General features: G+C 35.2%; 27 protein-coding genes and 1 pseudogene. 8 read left to right on the top strand and 20 right to left on the bottom strand.

Annotation, left to right across the window (positions count from 1 at the left end):
• Nucleotides 1–217: 217 nt before the first annotated feature.
• Nucleotides 218–1,003 (bottom strand): BMQ_0737 family morphogenetic spore coat protein, encoded by a 786-nt coding sequence (locus BUC25_RS08620; protein WP_073201473.1) that lies wholly within the window; start codon nt 1,001–1,003, stop codon nt 218–220.
• Nucleotides 1,004–1,150: 147 nt separating this feature from the next.
• Here BUC25_RS08620 and BUC25_RS08615 point away from each other — a divergent pair, with 147 nt between their 5' ends.
• Nucleotides 1,151–1,552 (top strand): hypothetical protein, encoded by a 402-nt coding sequence (locus tag BUC25_RS08615; RefSeq protein WP_073201472.1) that lies wholly within the window; start codon nt 1,151–1,153, stop codon nt 1,550–1,552.
• 93 nt (nt 1,553–1,645) lie between these two features.
• A complete protein-coding gene (locus BUC25_RS19690; protein ID WP_280174049.1) occupies nt 1,646–1,774 on the top strand; it encodes a hypothetical protein in 129 nt (42 codons plus the stop codon).
• A 5-nt stretch (nt 1,775–1,779) separates the two neighbouring features.
• On the opposite strand, the gene BUC25_RS08610 is transcribed toward BUC25_RS19690, so the two are convergent.
• The 4 genes from BUC25_RS08610 to BUC25_RS08595 all read right to left on the bottom strand — a co-directional run bounded on the left by BUC25_RS08610 (nt 1,780) and on the right by BUC25_RS08595 (nt 4,750).
• Nucleotides 1,780–2,997: a surface carbohydrate biosynthesis protein gene (locus BUC25_RS08610; protein WP_073201471.1), complete on the bottom strand. Its 1,218-nt coding sequence runs from the start codon at nt 2,995–2,997 to the stop codon at nt 1,780–1,782.
• Nucleotides 2,987–3,310, bottom strand: coding sequence for a hypothetical protein (locus tag BUC25_RS08605; protein WP_073201470.1), 324 nt, complete (start codon nt 3,308–3,310; stop codon nt 2,987–2,989). Before BUC25_RS08605 ends, BUC25_RS08610 begins: the two co-directional genes overlap by 11 nt.
• Entirely contained in the window at nt 3,297–3,881 is a 585-nt protein-coding gene (locus BUC25_RS08600) for a hypothetical protein (RefSeq protein ID WP_084543420.1), read from the bottom strand. Before BUC25_RS08600 ends, BUC25_RS08605 begins: the two co-directional genes overlap by 14 nt.
• A 194-nt stretch (nt 3,882–4,075) precedes the next feature.
• Nucleotides 4,076–4,750, bottom strand: a complete 675-nt coding sequence (locus BUC25_RS08595; RefSeq protein WP_073201469.1) for a BMQ_0737 family morphogenetic spore coat protein — start codon at nt 4,748–4,750, stop codon at nt 4,076–4,078.
• A gap of 351 nt (nt 4,751–5,101) precedes the next feature.
• Here BUC25_RS08595 and BUC25_RS08590 point away from each other — a divergent pair, with 351 nt between their 5' ends.
• From BUC25_RS08590 to BUC25_RS08580, 3 genes are read left to right on the top strand one after another with little or no spacing between them, the layout of a single operon-like run.
• Entirely contained in the window at nt 5,102–6,049 is a 948-nt protein-coding gene (locus BUC25_RS08590) for a GumC domain-containing protein (protein ID WP_073201468.1), read from the top strand.
• Nucleotides 6,037–6,444 carry a M67 family metallopeptidase gene (locus BUC25_RS08585; protein WP_084543419.1) on the top strand — a complete coding sequence of 136 codons (408 nt, stop codon included), beginning with the start codon at nt 6,037–6,039 and terminating at the stop codon, nt 6,442–6,444. The genes BUC25_RS08590 and BUC25_RS08585 overlap by 13 nt, the downstream gene beginning before the upstream one ends.
• Before the next feature lie 13 nt (nt 6,445–6,457).
• On the top strand, nt 6,458–7,186 hold the full coding sequence (locus tag BUC25_RS08580; RefSeq protein WP_073201466.1) for a sulfotransferase family 2 domain-containing protein: 729 nt from the start codon (nt 6,458–6,460) through the stop codon (nt 7,184–7,186).
• Nucleotides 7,187–7,223: 37 nt separating this feature from the next.
• On the opposite strand, the gene BUC25_RS08575 is transcribed toward BUC25_RS08580, so the two are convergent.
• The 5 genes from BUC25_RS08575 to BUC25_RS08555 all read right to left on the bottom strand — a co-directional run bounded on the left by BUC25_RS08575 (nt 7,224) and on the right by BUC25_RS08555 (nt 11,162).
• Complete coding sequence (locus tag BUC25_RS08575; protein ID WP_073201465.1) at nt 7,224–8,171, bottom strand: acetamidase/formamidase family protein; 948 nt, start codon at nt 8,169–8,171, stop codon at nt 7,224–7,226.
• 185 nt (nt 8,172–8,356) lie between these two features.
• The gene (locus BUC25_RS08570; RefSeq protein ID WP_073201464.1) at nt 8,357–8,656 is read right to left on the bottom strand and encodes a TIGR04104 family putative zinc finger protein; all 300 of its coding nucleotides are present in this window, start codon (nt 8,654–8,656) and stop codon (nt 8,357–8,359) included.
• A 346-nt stretch (nt 8,657–9,002) separates the two neighbouring features.
• Entirely contained in the window at nt 9,003–9,452 is a 450-nt protein-coding gene (locus BUC25_RS08565; RefSeq protein WP_073201463.1) for a hypothetical protein, read from the bottom strand.
• 477 nt (nt 9,453–9,929) lie between these two features.
• Nucleotides 9,930–10,622 (bottom strand): aspartate/glutamate racemase family protein, encoded by a 693-nt coding sequence (locus tag BUC25_RS08560; protein WP_073201462.1) that lies wholly within the window; start codon nt 10,620–10,622, stop codon nt 9,930–9,932.
• A 273-nt stretch (nt 10,623–10,895) separates the two neighbouring features.
• On the bottom strand, nt 10,896–11,162 hold the full coding sequence (locus BUC25_RS08555; protein WP_073201461.1) for a hypothetical protein: 267 nt from the start codon (nt 11,160–11,162) through the stop codon (nt 10,896–10,898).
• Nucleotides 11,163–11,491: 329 nt separating this feature from the next.
• On the opposite strand from BUC25_RS08555, the gene BUC25_RS08550 reads away from it, so the two are divergent.
• Complete coding sequence (locus BUC25_RS08550; RefSeq protein ID WP_073201460.1) at nt 11,492–12,562, top strand: C45 family autoproteolytic acyltransferase/hydrolase; 1,071 nt, start codon at nt 11,492–11,494, stop codon at nt 12,560–12,562.
• Between the two features lie 29 nt (nt 12,563–12,591).
• On the opposite strand, the gene BUC25_RS08545 is transcribed toward BUC25_RS08550, so the two are convergent.
• The 5 genes and pseudogenes from BUC25_RS08545 to BUC25_RS08530 all read right to left on the bottom strand — a co-directional run bounded on the left by BUC25_RS08545 (nt 12,592) and on the right by BUC25_RS08530 (nt 16,873).
• Nucleotides 12,592–13,410: an STAS domain-containing protein gene (locus BUC25_RS08545; RefSeq protein WP_073201459.1), complete on the bottom strand. Its 819-nt coding sequence runs from the start codon at nt 13,408–13,410 to the stop codon at nt 12,592–12,594.
• Nucleotides 13,411–13,625: 215 nt separating this feature from the next.
• Complete coding sequence (locus BUC25_RS19780; protein WP_342039394.1) at nt 13,626–14,126, bottom strand: hypothetical protein; 501 nt, start codon at nt 14,124–14,126, stop codon at nt 13,626–13,628.
• A pseudogene (locus tag BUC25_RS08540) lies at nt 14,115–15,002 on the bottom strand (endo-1,4-beta-xylanase); the annotation flags it as partial. The gene BUC25_RS19780 and the pseudogene BUC25_RS08540, both read right to left, overlap by 12 nt.
• Before the next feature lie 632 nt (nt 15,003–15,634).
• Complete coding sequence (locus BUC25_RS08535) at nt 15,635–16,468, bottom strand: nuclease-related domain-containing protein (protein WP_073201457.1); 834 nt, start codon at nt 16,466–16,468, stop codon at nt 15,635–15,637.
• A gap of 180 nt (nt 16,469–16,648) precedes the next feature.
• Nucleotides 16,649–16,873, bottom strand: coding sequence for a helix-turn-helix domain-containing protein (locus tag BUC25_RS08530; protein ID WP_054859055.1), 225 nt, complete (start codon nt 16,871–16,873; stop codon nt 16,649–16,651).
• A gap of 202 nt (nt 16,874–17,075) precedes the next feature.
• Between BUC25_RS08530 and BUC25_RS08525 the strand changes: the two genes are divergently transcribed.
• Nucleotides 17,076–17,498, top strand: a complete 423-nt coding sequence (locus tag BUC25_RS08525; protein ID WP_073201456.1) for an RDD family protein — start codon at nt 17,076–17,078, stop codon at nt 17,496–17,498.
• Nucleotides 17,499–17,692: 194 nt separating this feature from the next.
• On the opposite strand, the gene sdhB is transcribed toward BUC25_RS08525, so the two are convergent.
• The 3 genes from sdhB to BUC25_RS08510 are packed head-to-tail and all read right to left on the bottom strand — an operon-like array spanning nt 17,693 to nt 20,864.
• Nucleotides 17,693–18,454 carry a succinate dehydrogenase iron-sulfur subunit gene (sdhB, locus tag BUC25_RS08520; RefSeq protein ID WP_073201455.1) on the bottom strand — a complete coding sequence of 254 codons (762 nt, stop codon included), beginning with the start codon at nt 18,452–18,454 and terminating at the stop codon, nt 17,693–17,695.
• 16 nt (nt 18,455–18,470) lie between these two features.
• Nucleotides 18,471–20,222 carry a succinate dehydrogenase flavoprotein subunit gene (gene sdhA / locus BUC25_RS08515; protein WP_073201454.1) on the bottom strand — a complete coding sequence of 584 codons (1,752 nt, stop codon included), beginning with the start codon at nt 20,220–20,222 and terminating at the stop codon, nt 18,471–18,473.
• 33 nt (nt 20,223–20,255) lie between these two features.
• Nucleotides 20,256–20,864 carry a succinate dehydrogenase cytochrome b558 subunit gene (locus BUC25_RS08510; protein ID WP_073201453.1) on the bottom strand — a complete coding sequence of 203 codons (609 nt, stop codon included), beginning with the start codon at nt 20,862–20,864 and terminating at the stop codon, nt 20,256–20,258.
• A gap of 353 nt (nt 20,865–21,217) precedes the next feature.
• On the opposite strand from BUC25_RS08510, the gene BUC25_RS08505 reads away from it, so the two are divergent.
• Nucleotides 21,218–21,643, top strand: a complete 426-nt coding sequence (locus BUC25_RS08505) for a DUF2507 domain-containing protein (protein ID WP_073201452.1) — start codon at nt 21,218–21,220, stop codon at nt 21,641–21,643.
• Nucleotides 21,644–21,670: 27 nt separating this feature from the next.
• Here the strand turns inward: BUC25_RS08505 and uvrC are convergent, their stop codons facing one another.
• On the bottom strand, nt 21,671–23,449 hold the full coding sequence (gene uvrC / locus BUC25_RS08500) for an excinuclease ABC subunit UvrC (RefSeq protein ID WP_073201451.1): 1,779 nt from the start codon (nt 23,447–23,449) through the stop codon (nt 21,671–21,673).
• A gap of 276 nt (nt 23,450–23,725) precedes the next feature.
• Nucleotides 23,726–24,040 carry a thioredoxin gene (gene trxA / locus BUC25_RS08495; protein WP_073201450.1) on the bottom strand — a complete coding sequence of 105 codons (315 nt, stop codon included), beginning with the start codon at nt 24,038–24,040 and terminating at the stop codon, nt 23,726–23,728.
• Between the last annotated feature and the right edge of the window lie 32 nt (nt 24,041–24,072).

The following is a 24,072-nucleotide window of genomic DNA, read 5'->3' as shown; positions in this document are numbered from 1 at the left end:
GTATATCGAAAAACCATCGAACAGTTAACGACCTACGCCTATCAAAATAACCCATTTTAAAAATAGACTTATAAATGCCATTTACTAAGATAAAGTGAAATTTCCATCTTTAGAAGTTTTTAACACTTAGGTGATGCTATGTGAAACGTATTAGGATTTCTTTAAATTCAAATATTCAGGCAGGAGTATTAACGTCATAACAGAAAAAAGAAGAGGATTACTCCTCTCCTTCCTGCTCGTTTACTTCTTCTTGTTCATCTGATTCTATCGAGATATCCGTAGGTTGAATTAGCTCTGGTTTAAAGTAAGATTTTTCATCAGAGTTCTCAGGTTCAGTTGGAACACTGTTAGGAAAAACAACTGGACATTGAGCCGGCATTGTTGGTGCCGGACATGGTGGAAATGGTAACGTATCACGCGGTTGACAGAAATCTGCTACAAGTTCTAAAGTGACTTCAAACGTTGATTGTATGCTTTGGCATAATCTTACGGAAACCGTCACATTTAACTCATCTATTTCTGTAGTTGATCCCGTATCACAGTTAACCGCACACACAAAACAATCTAAATCGGTATAAGATACATCAATATCAGTACCATCAGGTGCACACAAGATCACTTGCTCGCATCTAGTAAAGCTAGCCGAACCAACTTCAATAGTACCTCCACCAAGCTCAGCTATTAATGGAACAAAAACAGTAACATCAAAATTTTTGCGAATATTGATAAGTTGCAAGGTAACTTCTTCACCATCTATTCTAAATTCCTGATCTTCTCGATCTAAAATAACAATTGGATCGATTTCTGCTGGTGTAACAGTACATGTAACAGCGGTTTGATCAATATCATCACACTCTAATTGAGCACCAGTGACCGTATTAATCGGTAATTCCAGGCCATCCACAGTTAAATCAAATGTCGTTTCATTAAGGATCCAATCATATACTTTCTCCGTATTAATACAAAGAAGTTCCTGTCCCCCTGTTAATTTTTCTAATGACATTATTCTTGCACACCTCCAATTAACTTCATTCCTTATTAGCCTATGATACTGAGAGAAAAACGTTAAAAGCACTTTCTATTTTTCACCTTTCACTTCCATTAACATAGGCTGATAACAGGCATAAGTCTTGTAAAAGGAGATGAGAACGTGAGTGAGGAGAACCATGAATTAGATATGAACAATCTCTTGGAGGTTGTATCTGAATTACAACAGGAAGTTCGATTAATTAAAGATGAAATTGAAAAACTGAAAATGAAAACATTAATTGATAAATTACATGTATTTATTGAAAACACAGAGGAACAATTTGGAAATATAAAAAAGGATATTGATACACAAAAACAAGATATAGAACAAATAAAACAATCACAAACCAAAAATGTTTCAAGGCGTCCTTCCGAATATCGCCAATTACAAAAAATGCTTCAATCCGCACAACAAACAGAAGCCACTATTAATTCCATGAATTCAACGAATAAACTGCCTCCTGCCAAGGTGGAAATAACATCCATCCATTCTAGCAATAAACGTCAAAAAAGAAATAGATAAACACCTCATTTTTCACAAAAATCGCCATTCCGTCCATACCGATTTTTAACAAGTAACTATACTATATGGAAGATAAATAAAGGAGATGGTATCGTGAAAGCAAAACAAATAGTGAACAAAGTAGCGAGCTCTTTCAAAACCTCTAATGATCCAATTGTTATTACTTCTGCCATAAAGAAAAAAGCAATCAGAAGAAGACAAGGTGGCTGTTGTATGAAATAAAATGATTACGTGATAGCCTGGACTCGATACGCATTTGGAGCAATTTTATCGATATGTCGTTGGAAAGAGCTTTGCTCGATTTGATCAATTTTTTGGTAAAAGTTCATCAATTCATTTTCAAGGAGTGAAAATCTCCTTTTCTGTTTTTGTATGCTTATACGTTGGGGAGATATTTTAGGAGGTGGTGATGGTAACGAAATTCTATTACATAGTTGAAGAATGCGGTCATACGAATAACTGTCATGCTCCATAAAGCAGTGATGATACAAGCTTTCAGGCACTTTTTTATGTTGGTTATAATCTGATATATTTAGAATTGCTTGCTGGAGGGAAGGAATCGTTGTTATTTGCAGGCCCACCTGATTCGGCAAAACAGTATTTTTCTCCACAAAAGGTATATACGAAATTACCGGTTTATCTAGTAAAAATGCTTCAATACCAGAAGTACAACCATTATGGATAATCACGTTTGCTGCGAGTAACCAATTAATAATAGAGCCTTCGTGTATAATATGAACATTATGAAACTGTTTAAACCTTTGTTGATAAGTCCTCCTGTTTTCTCCAGGATGAGGGCGGATAACAATATTTTTTTCAGGAAAGCGTTTAGCTGTTGCTTCAATCATTTCTAAAAAAGCGATATACAGTTTCTTTATTGGTTCCACATAGCTATTCTCCTTTAATCCTTTCGATGCGTTATATAAGGGGAATCTAGTATTAACCAGTATAAAATTATGATACTTTTCTTGAATTGCTTTTGCTTCCAATCGATAGATTTCTCGGTACTTCTCAGATAGCAAATCTAATCTCGGATTTCCAACTATCTTACACTTTGTCGCTAAATCTGGATAAGTATTTGAAATGATTTGTTTCTGATGATCTCCCCAGCAATATTCCTGCTCAACAAATTGTAGCATGTCTTTTCGCATTCGATCTCTAATATATTTTGATTTTTCGATTAATAATCCTTCTTCATCCAACTCTACAACTATTTGTCCATTTTCTTTTACTTTAGTAATGGTTCTTTTTCTAAATCCTTTAGGTCCACCTTTTGCCAGAAAGATACCTGCAGGGAAATGAGCTGTCGATTCTACAACAGTTGGATGGTCCCCGATGATTACCTGATATCCTTGTTTCATCGCATAATAGGAGAGTAACAATTTCGCATCTAATTCTCTTACCTTTACTTCAACCGGAAGATATAAAAACCTTTTATTCGTCATCCACGTGATTTCCCTTCAATCTTTGTTTTAATAAGTCCATTACATCACCAAAAGCTTGGCGATTTTCTTCGATATAGGATTCAAAAATATCAGATAACTCTACAAAGCTTTCGTTTTTCAGACCGTTACTGTTATTTTCTGTTTTCATTAATAGATACATTATTAGTAAATGTAAGGTATCGTTTTCTAAATAGACAAAACTATTATTTTTATTTGAGTGGTCATCTTGCGTAATCCGATCTAAAGAATCTTTCATATATTGTTCTATAAGCTGATTTATTTGTAAAGGTGTATGATCTCTATTTTTTTTCATCTAGCTGCCCCTCCTCTTGTCGATCTGTTATGGTTCCATTGAGGTTGATTTGATTTAAGGCATGAATTCCGTCCGGTAGTTCATTACCATATGTAAATCCTTGAATTGTTCCAGAATAACTTGCATCAGGTTCCCACTTTAGTTGAAAATTAGAGAATGTTAGGATTTCTCCAGGGTCAATCGATTCTTTTTGAGTGGGTTTTAACCATATTTCCTTTTTATCCGTTGATTCATTAATACGTTCCCATGCATTTGAAACTCGAACCGTTTTTTTAGAGGATGGATACAAATATTTCCCCGAGAAATTAAAATCGATATTTGAGGTGATTTTGATACCGATATGTGGGTTCATTAATGGTTGTGTTCCTAAATTTTGAATGTGGAAGGAACCAATTCCATAATTAACACGATCCGCCTGATGAGAAAGTTGAAACGAGGATGTAAAATAACAAATTACAATCAGTTGTTTGGCTGTATCCAGCATTTGAATTAAATCTTTCATCTCGTTTAAATACGATTCACTTTCGAGTTGCCAGTCTTTCATCTTTTGTTGTAACTGTTGTTGGTTCATAACTCGTCACACCTCCAAGTAGTTAACTTGCATTTAGAAAACTCGGATCTTCACCTTATGTCAAAGTATTTCACACTTTATTCACTCAAACTTATCAATTCATCGCGTTACTACATCGTCAGAATATAATACTTTCTCAACATATAAAAAAAGAAAGAGAGGATTTACCCTCTCTTTATCCCTATGTTGACAGTTTATCCGTTATTCCCGTTATTAGGGAAAACGACAGGGCATTGTGCTGGCATTGTTGGTGCCGGGCATGGTGGGAATGGTAGGATGTCTCGTGGTTGACAGAAATCTGCTACAAGTTCTAACGTTACGTCAAAAGTAGATTGAATACTTTGACAAAGTCGAACTGTTACCGTTACATCTAATTCATCTACTTCAGTAGTTGTTCCTGCGTCACATGCTGCTGTGCATACAAAACAATCTAGATCTGTATACGTAACATCTATGTCTGTTCCTTCTGGAGCACATAGAATGACTTGCTCACAACGAGTGAACTCTGCAGAACCAACTTCTACACGACTACCTCCAAGTTCTGGTACCAAATTAACAAATACCGTTACTTCAAAATTTTTGCGAATGTTGACAATTTGTAATGTAACTTCTGCCCCATCCACAACAAACACTTGATCTTCACGACCTAATACGACGATTGGATCGATTTCAGCAGGAGCAACCTCACATGTTACAGAATCTAAATCAATATCATCACATTCCAGCTGATCCCCAGTTACAGGATTAATTGGTAAATCTAAATCCGGTAAACTTAGATCAAATGTTGCTTCATTTAAAATCCAGTCATAAACCTTCTCTGTATTTATACACAGAAGTTCCTGCCCTCCTGTTAAGTTATCCATTTGCATCTAGCAAACACCTCCAAATAAGATTACTGTCCATATAGCCTATGACAACACACTACAAAATGTTTTAGTTAAATAGCGGAAATATCATGATAATTAGGAAGTTAGGTGAATATCATATAGTGAGACTTCTATCATTGGAAGTTAGCGTCCGTTTATCCTCCTTTGCTTCTTTGTTAATGCTCGAAGCCTTCGTTGAAAGTGTTACGAACGATAACACCGTGATATTAAGCAGAATGATATCCACTAGCAGCATGTGTGTACAGTAAGAAATATGGATAAAAAAAGTACATGTGACACGGTTTCATGTTTCATCAATAGTATATTAATGAACCATAAAAAGGGTGAATCATATTGTATCAATATAAGCTCTATAATAATCAGGAAATTGAAAAGCTGCATAATGAACTTGAAGTTTATAAAAAAGTTGTAGAATCTCGTGATGCAGACCAATCTATTTTGTATTGGCAAACCAAACACGAATTAGAAGAGCTTAAACAGAAAATACAGAAGAACAAAGGGGAAATGAAAGTTATGGAAGAATCCTATCATAATCAGTTAAGAGATTATGCAGATAAGGAAAAGAAAATTTCATCACAAATACATGCTATACATCATTCTATCCAGCAATTAAAAAAGGATGTGCAGACTATTAGAGGAGAAGTTAAAGAATTAAGAATCAATGAGTTGCTCGAGAAAATTAATCAAGTAATTGGAGAAACAAACATTGACTTAGATGAAGTAAAAGAGCAAGTGAGAGAGCAAAATCATGAATTCCAACAATTAAGTAAGCAATTGCACTCTAACTCTCGATCACAACCACAAACAGGAAATCGCCAAAGCGAATACCGTCAACTTCAACGTATGCTTAAATCAGCAAAACCGAAAGGACATCGAGCACCACCGCCGAGTCAACAAATGATGACTAATCCAAAGCAGGATATTCGCGATTCAACTCGACAAATGATTACCATACAAAACGGAAGGAAAACGTTTCACAATACGCAATATGAATTAAATAAAAATATAATAGTCAATAAGACAACGGCCAAAACCAAAAAAGCAAAAATTGAACAGGAAGATAAACATGAGCTTCTAGCGGAAGAGAAAAACAACATAGAAAAGACTGAAATAAGCTCCTCGGCTGAAATTGAACCAGTCGATGTTGAGGAGAAGCCCACCTCCTTTAAAGAAGAAACGAGGCCAAAAGAAGAAAATATGTCTGTGAGACAGGAAAATGGCAACTCATCGAATGGTTTAAAGAAAACCTGGTTATTGGCAAAGTCTTTATGGAAAAAGTAATGGAAATACCCAACAACATTTATCAGAAAATTATCGAAGAAGGAGAAAAACAACTACCCTATGAAGCTTGTGGATTTATATCCGGTCAAAATAATAAAGTACGATCATTTTGGCCGTTAGTAAATGAAATCCGCTCGCGTCACCGTTTTTTTGTATCTAAAAGTAAAGTCCATCAAAAAATACAAGAAATTCACAACACGAGAGAACAACTGTACGCAGTTTTTCACAGCCATCCTACAACCGCCGCTATTCCTTCTTCCTATGATTTAAGAAATCACCCTGTCGATAGTATTGACATGGTAATCGTCTCTTACAAGCTCGATTCTCCGCAATTAAAATGGTTCCAAATTGACCAATCCAGCTATAAAAACATCTCTTGGTTATTATCCTCATGAAAGGTTGATCAGCATGATTATTTTTGAGAAGGAAGACATGAAAGAAGAACAGCCAATCTGTTTGATCCATATCCCTAAGACAGGAGGCAAAACGTTATGGAAAATACTAAAGAAACAACCTGAAACCTATCATGTTTGGCATAAAAAAATGTTTAAAAATTTAGATATACCAGTGAGTTTTTTTACAATGCTTAGAGAACCTGTTGATCGAGTATTATCTACTTACTATTATATAAGGAGTTACGAAGCAGACCCACTATATGATCAATTACAAAACATAACATTAAAAGAATTTGTCGATTACATTGGTAACGAACAAATAGAAAATATCCGTTATAAAAAAAGAGATCTAAAGAGTCTGCGACCTCGATCGGTGAATCTTGCAACTCGTTACCTATCAGGTGGCGATCCTAACGCATTAAAAATAGCTAAGAAGAATATAAAAAAACATTTTCCAATTGTAGGTTTAACCGATATGTATCCAGAATCGTTGTTCCTTATGAAAAAAAAATTTAATCTTCAACTTTCTTCTATCACTATTGAAAATAAAACAGATAATCGTCCATCTACAGAGGCCATTTCACCAGACTTAATAAATAAAATCAAAAAAACAAACCATAATGATATCTTATTATATGAATGGGCCAAAAAGCGTTTTTTAAACGAAATGGAATCTTTAAGTAAACTAGAACGACAAGAATTACAAAATTGGATAGCTAAAACAAAAACATTATCAGAATGAACAAGCTAAAAAGTTATCAATTTGATCTCACTAAGTATTAAGTCAGTCCAGCTTCCTCACTTTTTCTAAGTGCATGATGAGGTAGTAATGCATGAACACCTTTTACCCGATTAACCACTTGTGTAATTCTCAAATCAACTACTAGACTTGCCAATGTGTATGCTTCCATTCTAGTCATGTTAAACTCCTCTACCATGAGATCAAGCATTCCATTCATGGCTATCATACTTGCATCATCTAGACTTTCATCAAAGCCAAATGTAATCCACCCTTTTGGTGTATACGCACGCGGCATCTGAAGTCTCATTTCTTCTTTAAGTGTAAATGTTAAATCAACGATCTCCATCGGACATTCGATCGCTTGTGTACTAACTTCGCCATCACCCTGAAGCGCATGACCATCTCCTACAGAAACCAAACCACCCGAAACGGAGATAGGAAGGTACAAGATACTCCCTTCTACTAGCTCTTTACAGTCAATGTTTCCTCCACAAAACCGAGGAGGCACTGTCGAATGGATACCGTCTTCAGCTGGCGGCATCCCTATCGCACCCATAAAAGGTGACAAATCCACTTGATGATTTTCATTACTATACCCAATCATATTCTCGCGATCTAAATGCCAATTTAACTGATAATTATCTTTTTTCGGAATGCCTAACATTTCTTTATATGCTTGATTTCCGCCAGCAAAACTAAAACCCCAATTCCCAGTTTTTAATTTATTGATAGTAATTGCTAATGTCATACCTGGTTCAGCACCAATAATCTTAATTGGGCCAGCAAGTGCATGACCACTATTTTTATTTCGGAAAGAGGAAACTTGTCTTTCTCCTGAGGGTTGAAAAGCTTCTAACCCCCATAAAGCATCTAAAGTCTTATATTGTACAGAATCTCCTGAATGAATTGTTAAGACTGGTTCGAGGGATTGTGAAAATGAACCATGTAGCGTTTGCTTAGTTGGATTGATATAATATTTTGGCATAAACTATTCCTTCTTTTTCTATTTGTCATTATTCATATTTAAAAATTATTACTTGATCAAACCCATTTTTAGTTTTCGATTTTCCCATCCGATAAAAATCATTAAACTTGTTCACTACATTTTTCAGTTGATTCAATAGTTTTCCGAAAATAAAAATTTATTACTAATATTAACTTTGAATTCTACTAAAAAAGTGTTTCCTCATGACTAGTTAACTCCATTAATTTTGGATACAATACTATGGTAATTGTCAATGCTGACAAGAAAAATAAAAGGCTAGCATAGATGGATAATCCAAATATGCTTGGCAATAACATGGAAGGGGCTGGCAGAAAATTTAACATAGATGTTTTTTTCCTTGCTTTCATCGTTAAATACTGATCTGTTTCACAATAAGGACAACTCATTCCAGCTACTAAAGTAAACGATTTTTTAATAGATTGCTTAAATGTCCATTGTTTTTGACAATGTTCACATCTTGGCATATATACGATCCTCTCTCTTTTTGTTTATCCTTATTTAATTGTAATATATTTATTAATATTTAGCAGTATAAATAGTTGCAACCAATTATAGTTTTAACCCCATTAATATTCCTTCTAACCTAATAATCAACTGAAACAAAATCGATGGTAAAATCAATTATAAGAATAGCAACTAACAGAAATAATAATATCAAAGGCATTATAGCCCTTCTAATTTCTTCTTCACCTTCGGCATTCTTCACTCTTTGTTTAGAGTCTATCCAACCCTGTATCTAATAAATAACGGCTAAAATAACAGTAAAATACTTCACTAGACACTACCTTTACTTTTTGACGTTTTATTAGATTATTTAAGAATGAACTTTTCCCCTAATCTAGTTTTCAACTCTCTCCTCAATGTTTGTGAATCCTTTTCCGTCAGCCATTCTGTATGAATCTGCTGTTCCTTGCCATTAACTAATTTTATTAGTAACGTGTTACTAATTTCTACCACACGCTCTATCTTCTGGAAGGGAATAGTTTTACGAGATAACAAATTCCCTTTATAAATGGATAGTTGATCATGGTCAATCGTAATATAATCTTTTTCTTGAATATTAAAATAAAAAAGTGATTTATAGACACCAAAGGCAGTAAATAATATAGTCAGTGAGATCATGATTAGATAATAACTTATCGCTTCTTGTGATTGATTCACTAATGTTATGATGTTAACAATTATGACTACTGAGATATACAACAACCATAAGATACCTCTTTTTATCCAATTGATTTCTTTCCTGAATGAGAAACGCAAGTAATCACTCCTATTATCACTGTAAATATTTATCTTTTCTACATTATTATACAAATATCATATGAATTCAAGGTAATGCTGTAACCGTTGTTAAGATGAAACAGTTTCTACTCAAATAACTGTCACACTCTACTGTGAAGATAAATAAGAACCAAAATATACGGTTCAATAAATAAAATAATGTATATTTTAGCTCTTTTAGGTATTGGAGTTATTAAACTAAGGGTAGGTTAGTTCAAAGTAAAATCTATCTTTTACTGTTTTCTTTCAATTGTACACTTATTTTTCTTAGTTCTTCAGTCTGTTCAAGTATATTATTATTAACTTTTCTTATTGCATCATATATTCCGAAAATACCTGCAAAAATTAAGATTAAAAAAAGTACTTCCATTTCATTTCCTTCTTTCTATTATTAACATTTTTATAAAGAACCCGTTACTTTAGTAGCGCTATTGCATAGAACTTCTTTCTAAAGCATTATTTTTTTAGAGCAGTATTTACTGCTTCAATGGCATGAATAACTGTTGTATCAAACAATGGAACCTTTGAATCTTCTGGTTTTACTAATAATCCGATTTCTGTACAACCCAAAATGATTCCTTCTGCTCCTTCATCCACTAAATGTTGAATGACCGTTTTATAATAATTCTTAGATGATTGTTCAATTTGCCCCAAACACAACTCTTCGTAAATAACTTTATTGACATAGTTTCGTTCTTCTTTATCTGGAACTAACACGTTAATTCCAGTAGATTTAATTCGAGATTTATAAAAATCTTGCTCCATTGTATATTTCGTCCCAAGTAAGCCAACTGTTTTAATATTGGACCTTTGAATTTGATTCGCAGTTGCATCAGCAATATGTAAGACAGGAATGTTTATCCTCGCCTCTATATAATCAATTACTTTATGCATGGTATTTGTACAAATTACTATGAATTCAGCACCTGCTTTTTCTAAAGATGCTGCAACTTCTCCTAATGCTTTACCCGCACTTTCCCAATCACCTTCAGCTTGATAGCGTTCAATTTCATCAAAATCAACACTATACAGCAGACATTTCGCTGAATGTAATCCTCCTAATTTTTCTTTTACCATTTCGTTAATTATTCGGTAATACTCTACTGAAGACTCCCAACTCATTCCACCGATAAGACCAATAGTTTTCATCCCTTCTCCCCCTATTTCAATTAGCTATTTTCGAATTTCACTCATTTTATATTCCATTTCCCATAGCATCAACCCATAATTTAACATTATTCATTTTTTTGTATTGAACCCATTAAATAAGCGTATCTGCTTATGTCATGTCTGTTTGCACAGTAAGCACTGAACATCTATTAACTGATTGTGATGGAAAAGAAATTGTTATTACTCTTCAATAATATTAATTTTATTTGCTACCTTACGTTCGTTAATTTCCTCTACCCAAACTTTTAGTTGCTATCTATCTTCTAGGTCATCCACAGTGGTTCCTTTTCCTCTTATTTTTGTATCCTCGCTAAAATAGATTTTATATACATTATAGTCTGCTTCTTCAGCAGCATTTATCGGTTCTAAAGTAAAAGTATCTTCTTGTATCTTTGTTATTACGCCATTATAATCCGAATTTACGAAATACCAATAAATAACAACAACAACAAATAAGACAAAAATTATGCTTAATACGATTATTAGTGATTTTATTTCTCCCTTAATGTGAGAGTTCATTTTTCCTCCCCCTCGATGTTCCAATAAACCTGCCCGCTAGTACAACAAGTACTACTTCGTTAATGTGCATAATTATTATATATACATTTTTCATCAGTATCAATAATCAAAAGACAAACAGTGGTTGAATTATCCTTAATTCCATCATACACATTCTCCCATACAAAAGAGAAGTCCTGAACTGGAAAAAAAGTGCTTCATGTTATCAAGCAGAAACTGTGTCACCTTTTTCAAGCGGTCACAAATGCCATTTATTTTATAAGTTGAGTTAGCTTAATATTTATAATTTTTACGTTATAATATACGAGAAGAAATCGAGGTGTTAAAAGATGAAACAAATCTATGCGGATGTGATCCAGTTTCGCGGATCTCATTATGATTTTGGATACATGCAAGGGGAGCAAATTAAGGATTCTTATCTTGTTCAAAACAGGCATAATCAGTGGAAAGTTAGAACTCCACGTTTTCAAATAATTGTAGAGGAAGCACAAAAACTATTTCAACAGTTTGGACCATCTATCTGGGAGGAATTTGAAGGATTAAAGGATAGTCTGCAATGGCCTATGGAGCGAGTTTTATTAGAGTTTGGCGGTTATCGAGTCAAGGTACCTCGTTCAGGGTGTTCCATTTTAGTTGGCGAAGATTATTTAGTTCGCAACTATGACTACCATCCCAAAACATATGATGGACGTTTTGTTAGCTTTCAACCAACAGATCACGGGTTTGCTACTATCGGGACAAGCCAACGTGTGACAGGCAGATGTGATGGTATGAATGAAAAAGGTCTATCTCTAAGTTATACATTCATCAATCGAAAACGTCCAGGTGACGGATTTGTTTGTCATATGGTCGGTCGAATGGTTCTCGAATTATGTCAAAACACAGAGGAAGCAGTTCGTTTACTTAGAGAGCTGCCACATCGAGGGTCCTTTAGTTATGTTTTGTTTGATGGAAATAAAGTAAGAGCTACTATTGTGGAAACATCACCAAGAGGAGTCGAAGTACGTGAAGATAGTGCTTGCACCAATCATTTCGAAAAATTGAAGAAAGAAAACCGTCATTTCTTAGATGATTCTAATAAAAGATTAGCAACAATGAAAAATAGTCAGAGAAACGATTTAACAGTGGAAAAGGCCTTTCAGTTATTGAATGATAAAGATAAAGGTTTATTTTCAAATCAATATTATAATTGGGCAGGAACGATACATACAGTTGGGTATTTTCCGGAGTCATTGGAAGTTTGGTTTTCTTTAGGTGGTGATCAAGATCCGATGACATTCAATTTTGAAGAATGGCTCGGAAATGTAGACTTTCCCATTGAACGAATCAATGGGGAAGTTGATACCACAATACCTTTTTTAAATATGGAAAAAGCGGATTGGTTTAAAAATACGAATTGAAATTAACTATATAAAAGTCTTTACCACACTTAAAAAGCTCCGATTCTATTAAGTGCTTGGTGAAGACTGTTAAATGTTCTAACATGTCTCATATTAATCCCTAAACTTACCATCGTTTGCACGATATCTGGTCTTATTCCACTTAAGACAGGCTGAATACCGATGAGTTCTAATGACTCAATTACTTTAAAAAGCTGATGTGCAACCATAGTATCGATTGCATTTACTCCTGATAAATCAATAACGATACATTCCAAGTCTTCTTCACTACCTTGCTTTAAACCGTTTTTCATCAGTTGATCCGCACGATTTGTATCAATTTCTCCAATAATCGGAATAATACCCACCGTTTCCGTAATCTTAACCAATGGTATTGATAACTCATCAACCGCATACCTGGCTTTGGAGATAGTATCGTTGTAATCTCTCATATAGTTCTTACTTACAAATTTTATGGCTTGATCCACTATATAATTAAAATTGATTAAAGTCTCATGATATTCTTCGAGTGAAAAATCTGTATTTAGTGCTTCCTTTTTAATAATTCCGCTAATAGTATCTCTATAATTACTAATTTCTTCTAAGGCAATATTAAGAGGCAGCATTAAATCTAATAATTTATCACTAACTTGAACACTCCAGTTCTCTAGTGATTCTATTGGAATGTCATTGTGTGAAACAATTGATTCTGCATAAACATCAATTAACGCTTTTCTCCATTTTATTAATGTTTCTTTAATATTAATTGCTTGAACATCTGGTATAGGTATTTCATGTACAATTTCATCTTTTTGTCTGAGAATATTTTCTGAAATCATCTCAATATTCTGTTTATCTTTAGTAGACATTGATCATTCACATTCCTTTCTTTGGATTTAAATATCTGAATGAGTTTATGTGTTGTATAGTTTAATATACCCGGTTTTTCAATCTTGAAAACAGCTTCTACCTTTGTTATAAATTTTGACAAAAAGATTACGACAAAGTCCTAAAACAGAAAAAAGTTCGCCTTTTTTTTAAAAAAAGCGAACTGAAAATAATGCTACTTTACTTAATCAGGTTCTTAATCCCACAGATATACATTATCTACATATACAGCAGTAACACCTGAAGAGTTGTTACCGTCAATGAATTGCACGCCATATTCGCGAATATCTGATTTATTCACGCCCGATAAATCCAAGGATAAATCAATTTGATCACCTGCATTTATAGTTTGCCAATCACTGGCTTTCCATTCGTAATTATTACCATGCTTTACAAATAATTTGACACCTAATCCGCTTCCAAAATTACCCCACGAAGCAGCTCTCACAGTTGCTCTTAGTTCATTTCCTGTAAACGAAAAGTTTCCTGTTCTTGATAGGTAATGGGCGTCTCCACTAGACATATTTATATCTCCCTGTAGAGACCGATCTCCTTTTGAACTCCAGGCATCCGTTGACCATGGTCCAGCATCTAGATTTGAACCACTCCAACCATCTAGTCCTGATTCAAAATCGGCATAGGCACCTGATCCAGGATTACCATTACCACCATCCGAAGAGTCAAAATACTGTTTCAACCATTGAAGTGCAGGACGCTCCTGTCCGGAACTATTTTTCAAATGAGTATTATCTGCCCATGTTTCACCCTCCAGATAACCCCATAATGTTACCCCTTGTACGGCAGGATGTTCCCAGAAAACAGGGAATTTTTCTTGATAGCGTGCAAGTTGAGTTTGATCATCACCACTCATATCTAATTCTGATACATAGATTGGTACACCTGTAGATTCAAGCATATCTAATACTTGGTTCATCGTATTGACACTTACCGTATTCATGTTAAAATGATGAGCCTGAATGGCAACGCCATCTATCAATCCTCTATCATTCAAAATATTCACAATCTCTACATATTCTGCTGCAGCATTTGGATCACTAATGATACCGTATTCATTTAAATGCAATTCTGCATTCGGAAAGGCTTGTCTTGCTTTCTCAAATGACCAGATAATCCAGTCCCAACCAGTAGCACCGTCGCCACCAATTGCATTTTTATAAGAAGGTGGAGCATGAAGCGGCTCATTAACTACATCGATATATTCTGCGTCACCATATCTTTGTGCCGCTGCTTGGATCCATTCCGTTACTTCCGCTCGTTGCTCTGAAGGAGATAATCCGCTCACCCAACTAGGTTCTTGACTCCCCCACACTAAGGTATGAAATTTAAATGGAAAGTTGTTTGATAATGCATAATTATAACTCGCATCTGCATCGCTCCAGTTCATATTGCCTCTGCTTGCCTCAACACTACCCCATTTTGTGGAATTTTCAGGAGTTACTTGATCCCAGTATTCGCCAAAGTCAGAAGGGATATAACCTGCTGTAATGTTACCAAGGAACTTTTCATCTGCAATACCGGCTGATACTTTCTCATTTGAGCCTACAATTATCATAGTTAGGACTAAAATAATTATTAGCGTCCACTTCACTTTACTTCTCATCATATAAATTCCTCCTGTTTTAAATTAAGTTGGCTAGGCCTTGGTTACTAAAGCGTTTACATTTTTAATTATAATTATAACATTTACCATCTCCTTCCATTTATTCATCGCCATAATAACACATTACCTCCTATATATTACCTTAATTAGTATATTTATTCCTTTGTAAAGTATAGGAATAGTAAGATTCCATATTATAAATCGTCCAATTTACCCGGTGGATTTTATGTGAATAGAACTAAATAACTATGCACTTATAAGTGACTTATGTTCCTTATATATTGAATAAAGAGAGGCTTTTGATCAGTGTGACTTTTGTATCGTTAGCGAAGCTTATCAGGATGTTTAGCGTCCTCTTTTTTGTATAACCTGAAGTTTGAAGTAAGTTTGGCTTGGTGATAAAAAGATTAAAAACTAGAAAAGTGATACAATCACAGAAAACCAGTTATCATTTTTAGAGAATAACTGGTTTTCATTTAAAGCTCTAACTCGCCCATTCGCAATAACTTTACTACAGCTTGCGAGCGCCCCTTAACACCCTGCTCCCATATGGTATTAGAAGTCTATCTAATTTCAATTACAAATCAAATGTTTTTCTGATGATCATAACAATAGATTTCACCTTTAAATGTCCTATTAGATAAACAATATGCTTTCACTTTAGCCGATACAGGTTTATGGCAAATTTTGCACTTCGCCCCTTCTTCTTTTGATTCTTTATTCTCTTTCTTCAATGAATCTACATGCTGCTTTCTTATAGATTGATCAGTAATATTTGATTTTTCAACTTGAGCATAAATCTTTTGGATTTCACTATCTGTTATAAACGGATCTTTATATTGATGTTTATTAACGGCTATTTTTCTGGCAATGTAATCTGATAATTCGACGTCATAAACTAGTAATTCGTTGGAAGCAATTTTTCTCAACTCCGTATCATTTAGTTTGAAGGTACATCGTTTTGTAAAAGATACCATTGAAATAAAAAATGGATGATATTTCTCATCAATGAATGCTTTCAATGCTTGAATATGACCGTAATTTTGCTTAAACGGATTCATCATTTTAAATTTACCATTTACCGACCATACTTTTCTGTCTTTCCCACCATAAATCGTTCCTTGATAATTTTTCGTTTCTATTACAAAAATTCCATATGGTGATATCAGGATATGATCAATTTGAGAATAACCAGTTTTACCTTTTGTGTTCTTAACCATTACATCTTCTAAATGCATATATTCTTTTGGAAGTTGATCTAATTGAATATTAATTTTGTACTCCCCGATTTCCCCTTTTCGTTTTGCTACATTTTCACTATCTTTCTTTTTATGAGATGTAGTTTTTTTCTTCGTAAGCGTGCTTCTTTTTTGTGTTTCATCTTTTTTATTACTAAATAATTTTGATAAAAACCCCATAGGAATCTCCCATTCTTGTTGATTTTTACCATGATTTTATCACTTGCAAACATTAATTACTAGTATTTATTGCCTAATTCAATTTTATTATTGCGATTACTCGCTAATATTTACTTTTCCGAATATATGAGCCCACACAGAAAAACCAGTTATCCTTTTTAGAGAATAACTGGTTTTCATTTAAAGCTCTAACTCGCCCATTCGCAACAACTCCACTACAGCTTGCGAGCGCCCCTTAACACCCAACTTCTGCATTGCGTTTGAGATATGATTCCTCACTGTTTTTTGCGAGATGAATAATTCCTGGGCGATTTCCTTGGTTGTTTTATCCTGAACTAATAGTTCAAATACTTCTCTTTCCCGTTTCGTTAATAATTGCTTCGGCTTGTAGTCATTATCTTTCAAATGTGAACCCCTCCTTGCTAACTTTAGGGCGTTGAAAATAAGAGGGTAATTACTTAGTCAATCTTATAATATGTCAACTGAAGTTAAGGTGTGCTCTACAAACGTCTAAATCAAACACATTTTCGATCATTTTTTTGTTGTTGTGATTATAGGAATGCTTATTTATGATATTATGGTATAAAAAGGAATGAGGTGTGCTTTAATGAACGTGATTACAGATAGTCCAGTGGGATTACCAGAGCGCGTATTTGCATCATTGATTGATTTGGTAATTTTATTGGTAGTAAGCCTTATTGTAAATATCTTAATAGATTTTCATTTCTTAATTGTGGTTAATGGAATTTCCTTGTTCTACTTTATTTTTTTCCCTTATTTTTGGAACGGTTACACAATTGGCAAGAGACTTATTGGGATACGAATTGCATCACTTTCTGGTGAAAAGTTAACTGTTTTTTCGTTGATCCTACGTGAGCCAGTATCCTCCATTCTTTACAATGCAACTATCGGCATCTTAACTATTGTTAGCGCTACCTTTATTTCACAAAGAGATGATCATCGAGCCATTCATGATCTTATAGCTTCTACTTACGTTACATATAATCCACCTCATAGCAACTTCGAGTAGTTTACAAGTAACTTTCTTGATTTACTGGCAACTTTCCTAATTTACTGGCAACTTCACGTAGTTTACTGGCAACTTTGCTGATTTACTGGCAACTCTCCCGATTTACTGGCAACTTCAAGTAGTTTACTGGCAACTCGTTGAGGATTACAAAAAACCCTTCTCACGCATACAGCGGAGAAGGGTTTTAGTATAAATTAATATGCGTGGTCGCTTCCGAAGAAGTTTTTGAATGATTGGATGTTGGTATCACGGTTTAGTGCTGCGATTGAAGTTGTTAAAGGAATTCCTTTTGGACAAACTTGCACACAGTTTTGTGAGTTACCGCATCCTGTAATGCCGCCATCTTCCATTAATCCTTCTAAACGTTCACTCTTATTCATTTCACCAGTTGGGTGGGCATTGAATAAGCGAACTTGAGATAATGCTGCAGGTCCAATAAAGTCTGACTTACTGTTAACGTTTGGACAAGCTTCTAAGCAAACACCACATGTCATACATTTTGATAGTTCATATGCCCATTGACGCTTTTTCTCTGGCATTCTTGGTCCAGGTCCTAAGTCATGCGTACCATCGATTGGTATCCATGCTTTTACCTTTTTCAAGGAGTCAAACATACGACTACGATCTACGACTAAGTCACGTTCAACTGGAAAAGTTGACATTGGCGCAACTCGTATCGGTTGTTCTAATTTATCGACAAGTGTTGAACATGCTTGTCTCGGTTCTCCATTGATGACCATCGAGCATGCACCACAAACTTCTTCAAGACAGTTGGATTCCCATTGAACTGGTGCCACATTTTTCCCCTCTGCATTGACCGGATTTTGTTGTGTCTCCATTAACGCAGAAATGATGTTCATGTTCTTGCGGTATTTTACCTTGAAAGTCTCCTCATAGGGAGGAGAATCAGGGCTATCTTGGCGGGTTACTATCATTGTCAATGTTTCTTGTGCCATCTCTCGCTACCCCCTTCTATTTTTTCTTACTATAGTCACGTTTTCTCGGTTCAATTAATGATACATCAACATCTTCGTATTCAAACTTAGGTGATTCTGTTGCTTTGTCAAAGGATGCTTTCGTTGTTTTTAGCCATTCTTCATCATTACGATCAGGGAATTCTGGTTTATAATGAGCACCACGGCTTTCATTACGATTATATGCACCTTGTGTAATAACACGAGCTAAATGCAACATGTTTTTCAATTGACGAGTAAACATAACACCGGAGTTATTCCAACGAGATGTATCATCCATATTGATGTTTTCCCAACGCTCCAGTAATTCTTGTATCTTTTCATCTGTTTTAAGTAACTTGTCATTATCACGCACAACGGTTACGTTATCTGTCATCCATTCGCCTAATTCTTTATGGATTTGATACGCATTCTCTTCGCCACGCATGTTTAAAAGTTCTTCGAATTTTGCTTCTTCTTCTTTTAAGTGTGTTTCGAAAACAGTATCCGCTACATCTTCTGCTGTTTTCTCTAATCCATCCATGTACTTAATCGCATTCGGTCCAGCAACCATACCACCATAAATAGATGATAGTAATGAGTTAGCTCCTAGACGGTTTGCACCATGTTGCGTATAATCACACTCACCAGCAGCGAAAATACCAGGGATGTTTGTCATTTGGTCATAATCTACCCATAGTCCACCCATAGAGTAGTGAACGGCTGGGAAGATCTTCATCGGAACTTTACGCGGGTCTTCCCCAACAAATTTCTCGTAAATTTCGATGATTCCACCTAGTTTGACATCCAACTCTTTTGGATCTTTATGAGAAAGATCAAGATATACCATGTTTTCGCCATTGATACCAAGTTTTTGATTAACACAGACATCAAATATTTCACGTGTTGCAATGTCACGCGGTACTAAGTTACCGTATGCTGGATATTTTTCTTCTAAGAAATACCATGGTTCCCCATCTTTATAGGTCCAGACACGTCCACCTTCACCACGAGCAGATTCACTCATAAGACGAAGTTTATCATCTCCTGGAATTGCCGTTGGGTGGATTTGGATGAATTCACCATTTGCGTAAACCCCACCTTGTAAGTAAAGTGCTGCTGCTGCAGAACCTGTATTAATAACGGAGTTAGTTGATTTACCAAAGATAATTCCTGGTCCACCAGATGCTAAAATCGTTGCATCTGCTTTGAAGGCTTTTAATTCATGTGATTTAACATTCTGACCAATTACACCTCGGCCAACACCATCAGCATCAATGATGGCTGAAACAAATTCCCAACCTTCATATTTCGTTACTAACCCTTGCACTTCATAACGACGTACTTGCTCGTCTAGTGCATATAACAATTGTTGCCCTGTTGTCGCACCTGCATATGCTGTACGATGATGCTGTGTCCCACCAAATCGACGGAAGTCAAGCAACCCCTCAGGCGTACGATTAAACATTACTCCCATACGATCGAGCATATGTATAATTCCTGGCGCAGCGTCACACATCGCTTTTACTGGTGGCTGATTTGCTAAGAAATCACCACCATATACAGAATCATCAAAGTGTTCCCAAGGAGAATCGCCTTCCCCTTTTGTATTTACTGCACCATTAATTCCACCTTGTGCACAAACAGAGTGAGATCGTTTTACAGGTACGATTGATAACAAATCAACGTGTGTTCCTGCTTCTGCTGCTTTTATAGTGGCCATAAGACCTGCAAGACCACCACCAACAATAACTATATTGTGATCACTCATTTATACTCACTCCCTTTACATTCTTACTACTTTTTAAACGAACGCGAACAATGCGCGTACACCGATATATGTTACTGCTAGAAAAATTAATAATGTTGCATATGTAGCTATTTTTTGTGAGCGCGGTGTAACGGTTACACCCCAGCTTACTAAAAAGCTCCATAGACCGTTGGCAAAATGGAATGTTGTTGAAACAACACCAAGTACATAGAACCAGAACATTACTGGATTTGCTAAAATATTTTCCATCAAGCTATAATCCAACTCTTCTGTTCCCATTCCAATTTGAACACGTGTTTCCCAAACATGCCATACAATAAAGACCAGTGTGATAATTCCTGTAATTCGTTGCAGGAAAAACATCCAATTACGGAAATAGCCGTAACGTCTGGTGTTATTTTTGGCGACAAATACAATGTACACCCCTAAGACTGCATGGAATAGAATTGGAAGAAAAATAATAAAGATCTCTAGCATGAGTCGGAATGGTAAATCGTGCATAAACTGTGCCGCTTTGTTAAAACTTTCTGCTCCATAAACTGCAAAATGGTTAACAACCAAGTGCTGGATTAGAAATATTCCTATCGGCACAACCCCCAATAGTGAATGTAATCTGCGATAAAAGAATTCCCTATTCTCCACCTTTTGTGTACCCCCCTCTAGTTCTAGTCATAATTTCAACATACGACTCCAGGTTATTCGCTTTCTTGTGAAGCGCTTTACATCTCGTAACAAAAAATTTTCTTTCGTTTCATCCTTCTCACGAGAAGTCCCATCCAAAGATTTCGTATATTGGTACCACAACTATTGTACTTCTATCAGCAAAAAGCGTCAAGAAAACGAATACTATTTCTAGAATTAATTCTCTCCATCCTTAAAGGAAATATATTAATAAAGTTACTTTTGAACGATTGCAGAATTTATCGAAAAAAGCGATAATGAAACTAAGCTAATTATATGTTTAAGTGATTGCGGTAAGAGAGGGGATCAATCTAGTGACAAATAAAAAGACAAACATTGCTACTGTTCTAGCAAACTTACAAACAACTAGTAGTGGATATGATTTACTACGTTACATCGCTCTGCCAGACATGCTCGGGCAGGAATCTGATCAAATTTTGTATGTAATGGGTAAAAATCTTGCAAGACAAGCAGAATGTATGAACATTGAAGAGATTCAGGAATTCTTTCAACATGTAGGTTGGGGAGAATTGATACTTTCACAAGAAAAAAGACGTGGCTATCTCTTTGAATTAAGCGGAGATATTATAAAAGCAAGATTACAAACATTAAAAGAAATAGACTTTCATTTAGAATCGGGTTTCTTAGCAGAGACCATCTATCAAATATCAGATAAAGCCTGTGAATCTGTTGCAGAAATTAATAAAGATTATATTACTTTTCACGTTTTACATAATTAAAGCCCTTTTCTACATTGAAAAAGGGCTTTAATTCTCTTCTAATAATTGATGTAATATTTTTTCTGCCACCGGCTTAGGAATACCTAGTTTTGTTATGTCCTCTATTGACGCCTTTTCGATTTCTTTCACAGATTTAAAATGTGTTAATAGAAGCTTTTTTCGTTGTTCACCAACACCCTCAATTTCGTCTAATTTAGAATGAAAAGCACTTTTTCCTCTAAGCTGACGATGGAACGTGATAGCAAAACGGTGCACTTCATCCTGAATTCGTTGTATGAAATAAAATTCTTGTGATCGTCTGTCCAGTTCTACTACAGTAGGTGGCTCACCGTATAATAATTCACTTGTACGGTGCTTATCATCTTTTGCCAGTCCACATAAAGGAATGTCGAGCCCTAATTCATTCTCTAATACTTCGATAGCTGCTGACATTTGCCCTTTTGAACCATCGACTAGAATTAAATCTGGTAATGGTGCTTCTTCTTTTAAAACTCTTGTGTATCTTCGTCTAATTACTTCACGCATAGTATCGTAATCATCCGGGCCTTCCACATTCTTAATTTTATATTTTCGATAATCCTTTTTTGCAGGTTTCCCATCAACAAAAACTACCATAGCTGATACTGGATCTGTACCTTGGATATTAGAGTTATCAAAAGCTTCGATTCGATGTGGTGTTTCTATATGAAGCTTTTCTCCTAATCGCTCAACTGCACGGATCGTTCTTTCTTCGTTACGTTCAATTAAGCTGAATTTTTCTTGCAATGCAATGTCAGCGTTTTTCTTTGCCAATTCTACTAATTCCTTTTTGCGCCCGCGCATTGGAATATGGACATCTATGCCTAACAATTCTTTTAATAATTCGATTTCTGTCGGAATTGGTACAAGTATTTGTTTTGGTTTCGGATGATGATGATGTAAATAAAAACTGCCTATGAAACTCAAGAATGTATCTTCTGCCTCATCGAAAAAAGGAAATAACGAAACATCACGTTCAATTAATTTCCCCTGACGAATAAAAAATACTTGAACACACATCCAACCCTTATCAATACTATAATTGAAGATATCTCGATCCACTTCGTCTGTCATCGTCATCTTCTGTTGTTCCATTACCGATTCAATGTGTTGTATTAAATCACGAAATTCTTTTGCACGTTCGAAATTGAGTTCTTCCGATGCATGCAGCATTTTTTCTTTTAATCCTTTTTTTATCTTGCCATGACCACCATTTAAGAAGCTTGCGATTTCTTGTGTGATTTGTCGGTATTCTTCTTTGGATGGTGGTTTTTCAGCGCACGCTAAACATTGATGCATATGATAATAAAGACAATGACGTCCCCTTGGATTATTACACTTGCGTAATGGATATAATCGATCTAACAATTTCTTCGTTTCCCTCGCTGCAATTACATTAGGGTATGGGCCAAAGTATTTTCCTTTGTCCTTTTTCACCTTCCGTGTAATGATTAAGCGTGGATGACGCTCATTCGTAATTTTCAAAAAAGGATACGACTTATCATCTTTAAGAAGTACATTATATTTTGGGTCATATTTCTTAATTAGATTCATCTCTAAAATAAGTGCTTCAATCTCTGAACTGGTCACAATGTATTCAAAATCTCTAATTTCTCGAACAAGCCGCTGCGTTTTTTGATCATTAGCTCCTATAAAGTAAGACCGTACCCGATTACGAAGCAGCTTTGACTTCCCAACATAGATAACCGTTCCATGCTTATCCTTCATCAAGTAACAACCAGGTTGAGCTGGTAAAACTGCCAGTTTCTCTTTTATATTATCTCTCATATGATTCACCTCCCCGTTTTTCGTACAAAGCGTTTCTGCTTTTTTCTGTTTTGGGTGATATACTCATTTTTCGGACAAAACGACTCTACTTTTCCTTCTGCTTTGGGCGATATAACCATTTATCGGACAAAACGACTCCACTTTTCCTTCCACTTTGGACGATATATCCATCATTCTCACAAATTTGCTCAGTCAATGTATGTAACCACATTATTAATTTACCGAAAAGAATCCCTTATTACAACTGTTGCTGTAATAAGGGATTGTAATTTTTCATTATGCATGTTTGTTGATTAATTCAACAAGTGCTTCTTTTGGTTGATATCCAACTACTTGGTCTACTACTTCGCCATCTTTGAAAAGTAGTAATGTTGGAATACTCATTACACCATATTTTCCAGCTGTTTCTTGATTTTCATCAACATCTAATTTCACGATTTTTACTTGATCGCTCATTTCACCATCTATTTCTTCTAGGACTGGTGCAATCATTTTACAAGGTCCACACCAAGTAGCCCAAAAGTCTGCTAATACTAAACCTTCACTTGTTTCATTGCTAAAAGTACCATCGTTAGCTGCTACAATTGCCATTAAGAATTCCTCCTTCATTATTACGATTTCCT

The sequence above is a fragment of the Gracilibacillus kekensis genome, from assembly GCF_900143085.1.
Lineage (GTDB): Bacteria > Bacillota > Bacilli > Bacillales > Amphibacillaceae > Gracilibacillus > Gracilibacillus kekensis.
This window is presented reverse-complemented; position numbering and strand designations above follow the sequence as displayed.

What these genes read in the sequence shown, in the direction of transcription:
- BUC25_RS08620 (WP_073201473.1), bottom strand. Translation starts at nt 1,003, where the DNA reads ATGTCATTAGAAAAATTAACAGGGGGACAGGAACTTCTTTGTATTAAT.
- BUC25_RS08610 (WP_073201471.1), bottom strand. Translation starts at nt 2,997, where the DNA reads ATGACGAATAAAAGGTTTTTATATCTTCCGGTTGAAGTAAAGGTAAGA.
- BUC25_RS08605 (WP_073201470.1), bottom strand. Translation starts at nt 3,310, where the DNA reads ATGAAAAAAAATAGAGATCATACACCTTTACAAATAAATCAGCTTATA.
- BUC25_RS08600 (WP_084543420.1), bottom strand. Translation starts at nt 3,881, where the DNA reads ATGAACCAACAACAGTTACAACAAAAGATGAAAGACTGGCAACTCGAA.
- BUC25_RS08595 (WP_073201469.1), bottom strand. Translation starts at nt 4,750, where the DNA reads ATGCAAATGGATAACTTAACAGGAGGGCAGGAACTTCTGTGTATAAAT.
- BUC25_RS08585 (WP_084543419.1), top strand. Translation starts at nt 6,037, where the DNA reads ATGGAAAAAGTAATGGAAATACCCAACAACATTTATCAGAAAATTATC.
- BUC25_RS08580 (WP_073201466.1), top strand. Translation starts at nt 6,458, where the DNA reads ATGATTATTTTTGAGAAGGAAGACATGAAAGAAGAACAGCCAATCTGT.
- BUC25_RS08575 (WP_073201465.1), bottom strand. Translation starts at nt 8,171, where the DNA reads ATGCCAAAATATTATATCAATCCAACTAAGCAAACGCTACATGGTTCA.
- BUC25_RS08570 (WP_073201464.1), bottom strand. Translation starts at nt 8,656, where the DNA reads ATGCCAAGATGTGAACATTGTCAAAAACAATGGACATTTAAGCAATCT.
- BUC25_RS08560 (WP_073201462.1), bottom strand. Translation starts at nt 10,622, where the DNA reads ATGAAAACTATTGGTCTTATCGGTGGAATGAGTTGGGAGTCTTCAGTA.
- BUC25_RS08555 (WP_073201461.1), bottom strand. Translation starts at nt 11,162, where the DNA reads ATGAACTCTCACATTAAGGGAGAAATAAAATCACTAATAATCGTATTA.
- BUC25_RS08550 (WP_073201460.1), top strand. Translation starts at nt 11,492, where the DNA reads ATGAAACAAATCTATGCGGATGTGATCCAGTTTCGCGGATCTCATTAT.
- BUC25_RS08545 (WP_073201459.1), bottom strand. Translation starts at nt 13,410, where the DNA reads ATGTCTACTAAAGATAAACAGAATATTGAGATGATTTCAGAAAATATT.
- BUC25_RS08535 (WP_073201457.1), bottom strand. Translation starts at nt 16,468, where the DNA reads ATGGGGTTTTTATCAAAATTATTTAGTAATAAAAAAGATGAAACACAA.
- BUC25_RS08525 (WP_073201456.1), top strand. Translation starts at nt 17,076, where the DNA reads ATGAACGTGATTACAGATAGTCCAGTGGGATTACCAGAGCGCGTATTT.
- sdhB (WP_073201455.1), bottom strand. Translation starts at nt 18,454, where the DNA reads ATGGCACAAGAAACATTGACAATGATAGTAACCCGCCAAGATAGCCCT.
- sdhA (WP_073201454.1), bottom strand. Translation starts at nt 20,222, where the DNA reads ATGAGTGATCACAATATAGTTATTGTTGGTGGTGGTCTTGCAGGTCTT.
- uvrC (WP_073201451.1), bottom strand. Translation starts at nt 23,449, where the DNA reads ATGAGAGATAATATAAAAGAGAAACTGGCAGTTTTACCAGCTCAACCT.
- trxA (WP_073201450.1), bottom strand. Translation starts at nt 24,040, where the DNA reads ATGGCAATTGTAGCAGCTAACGATGGTACTTTTAGCAATGAAACAAGT.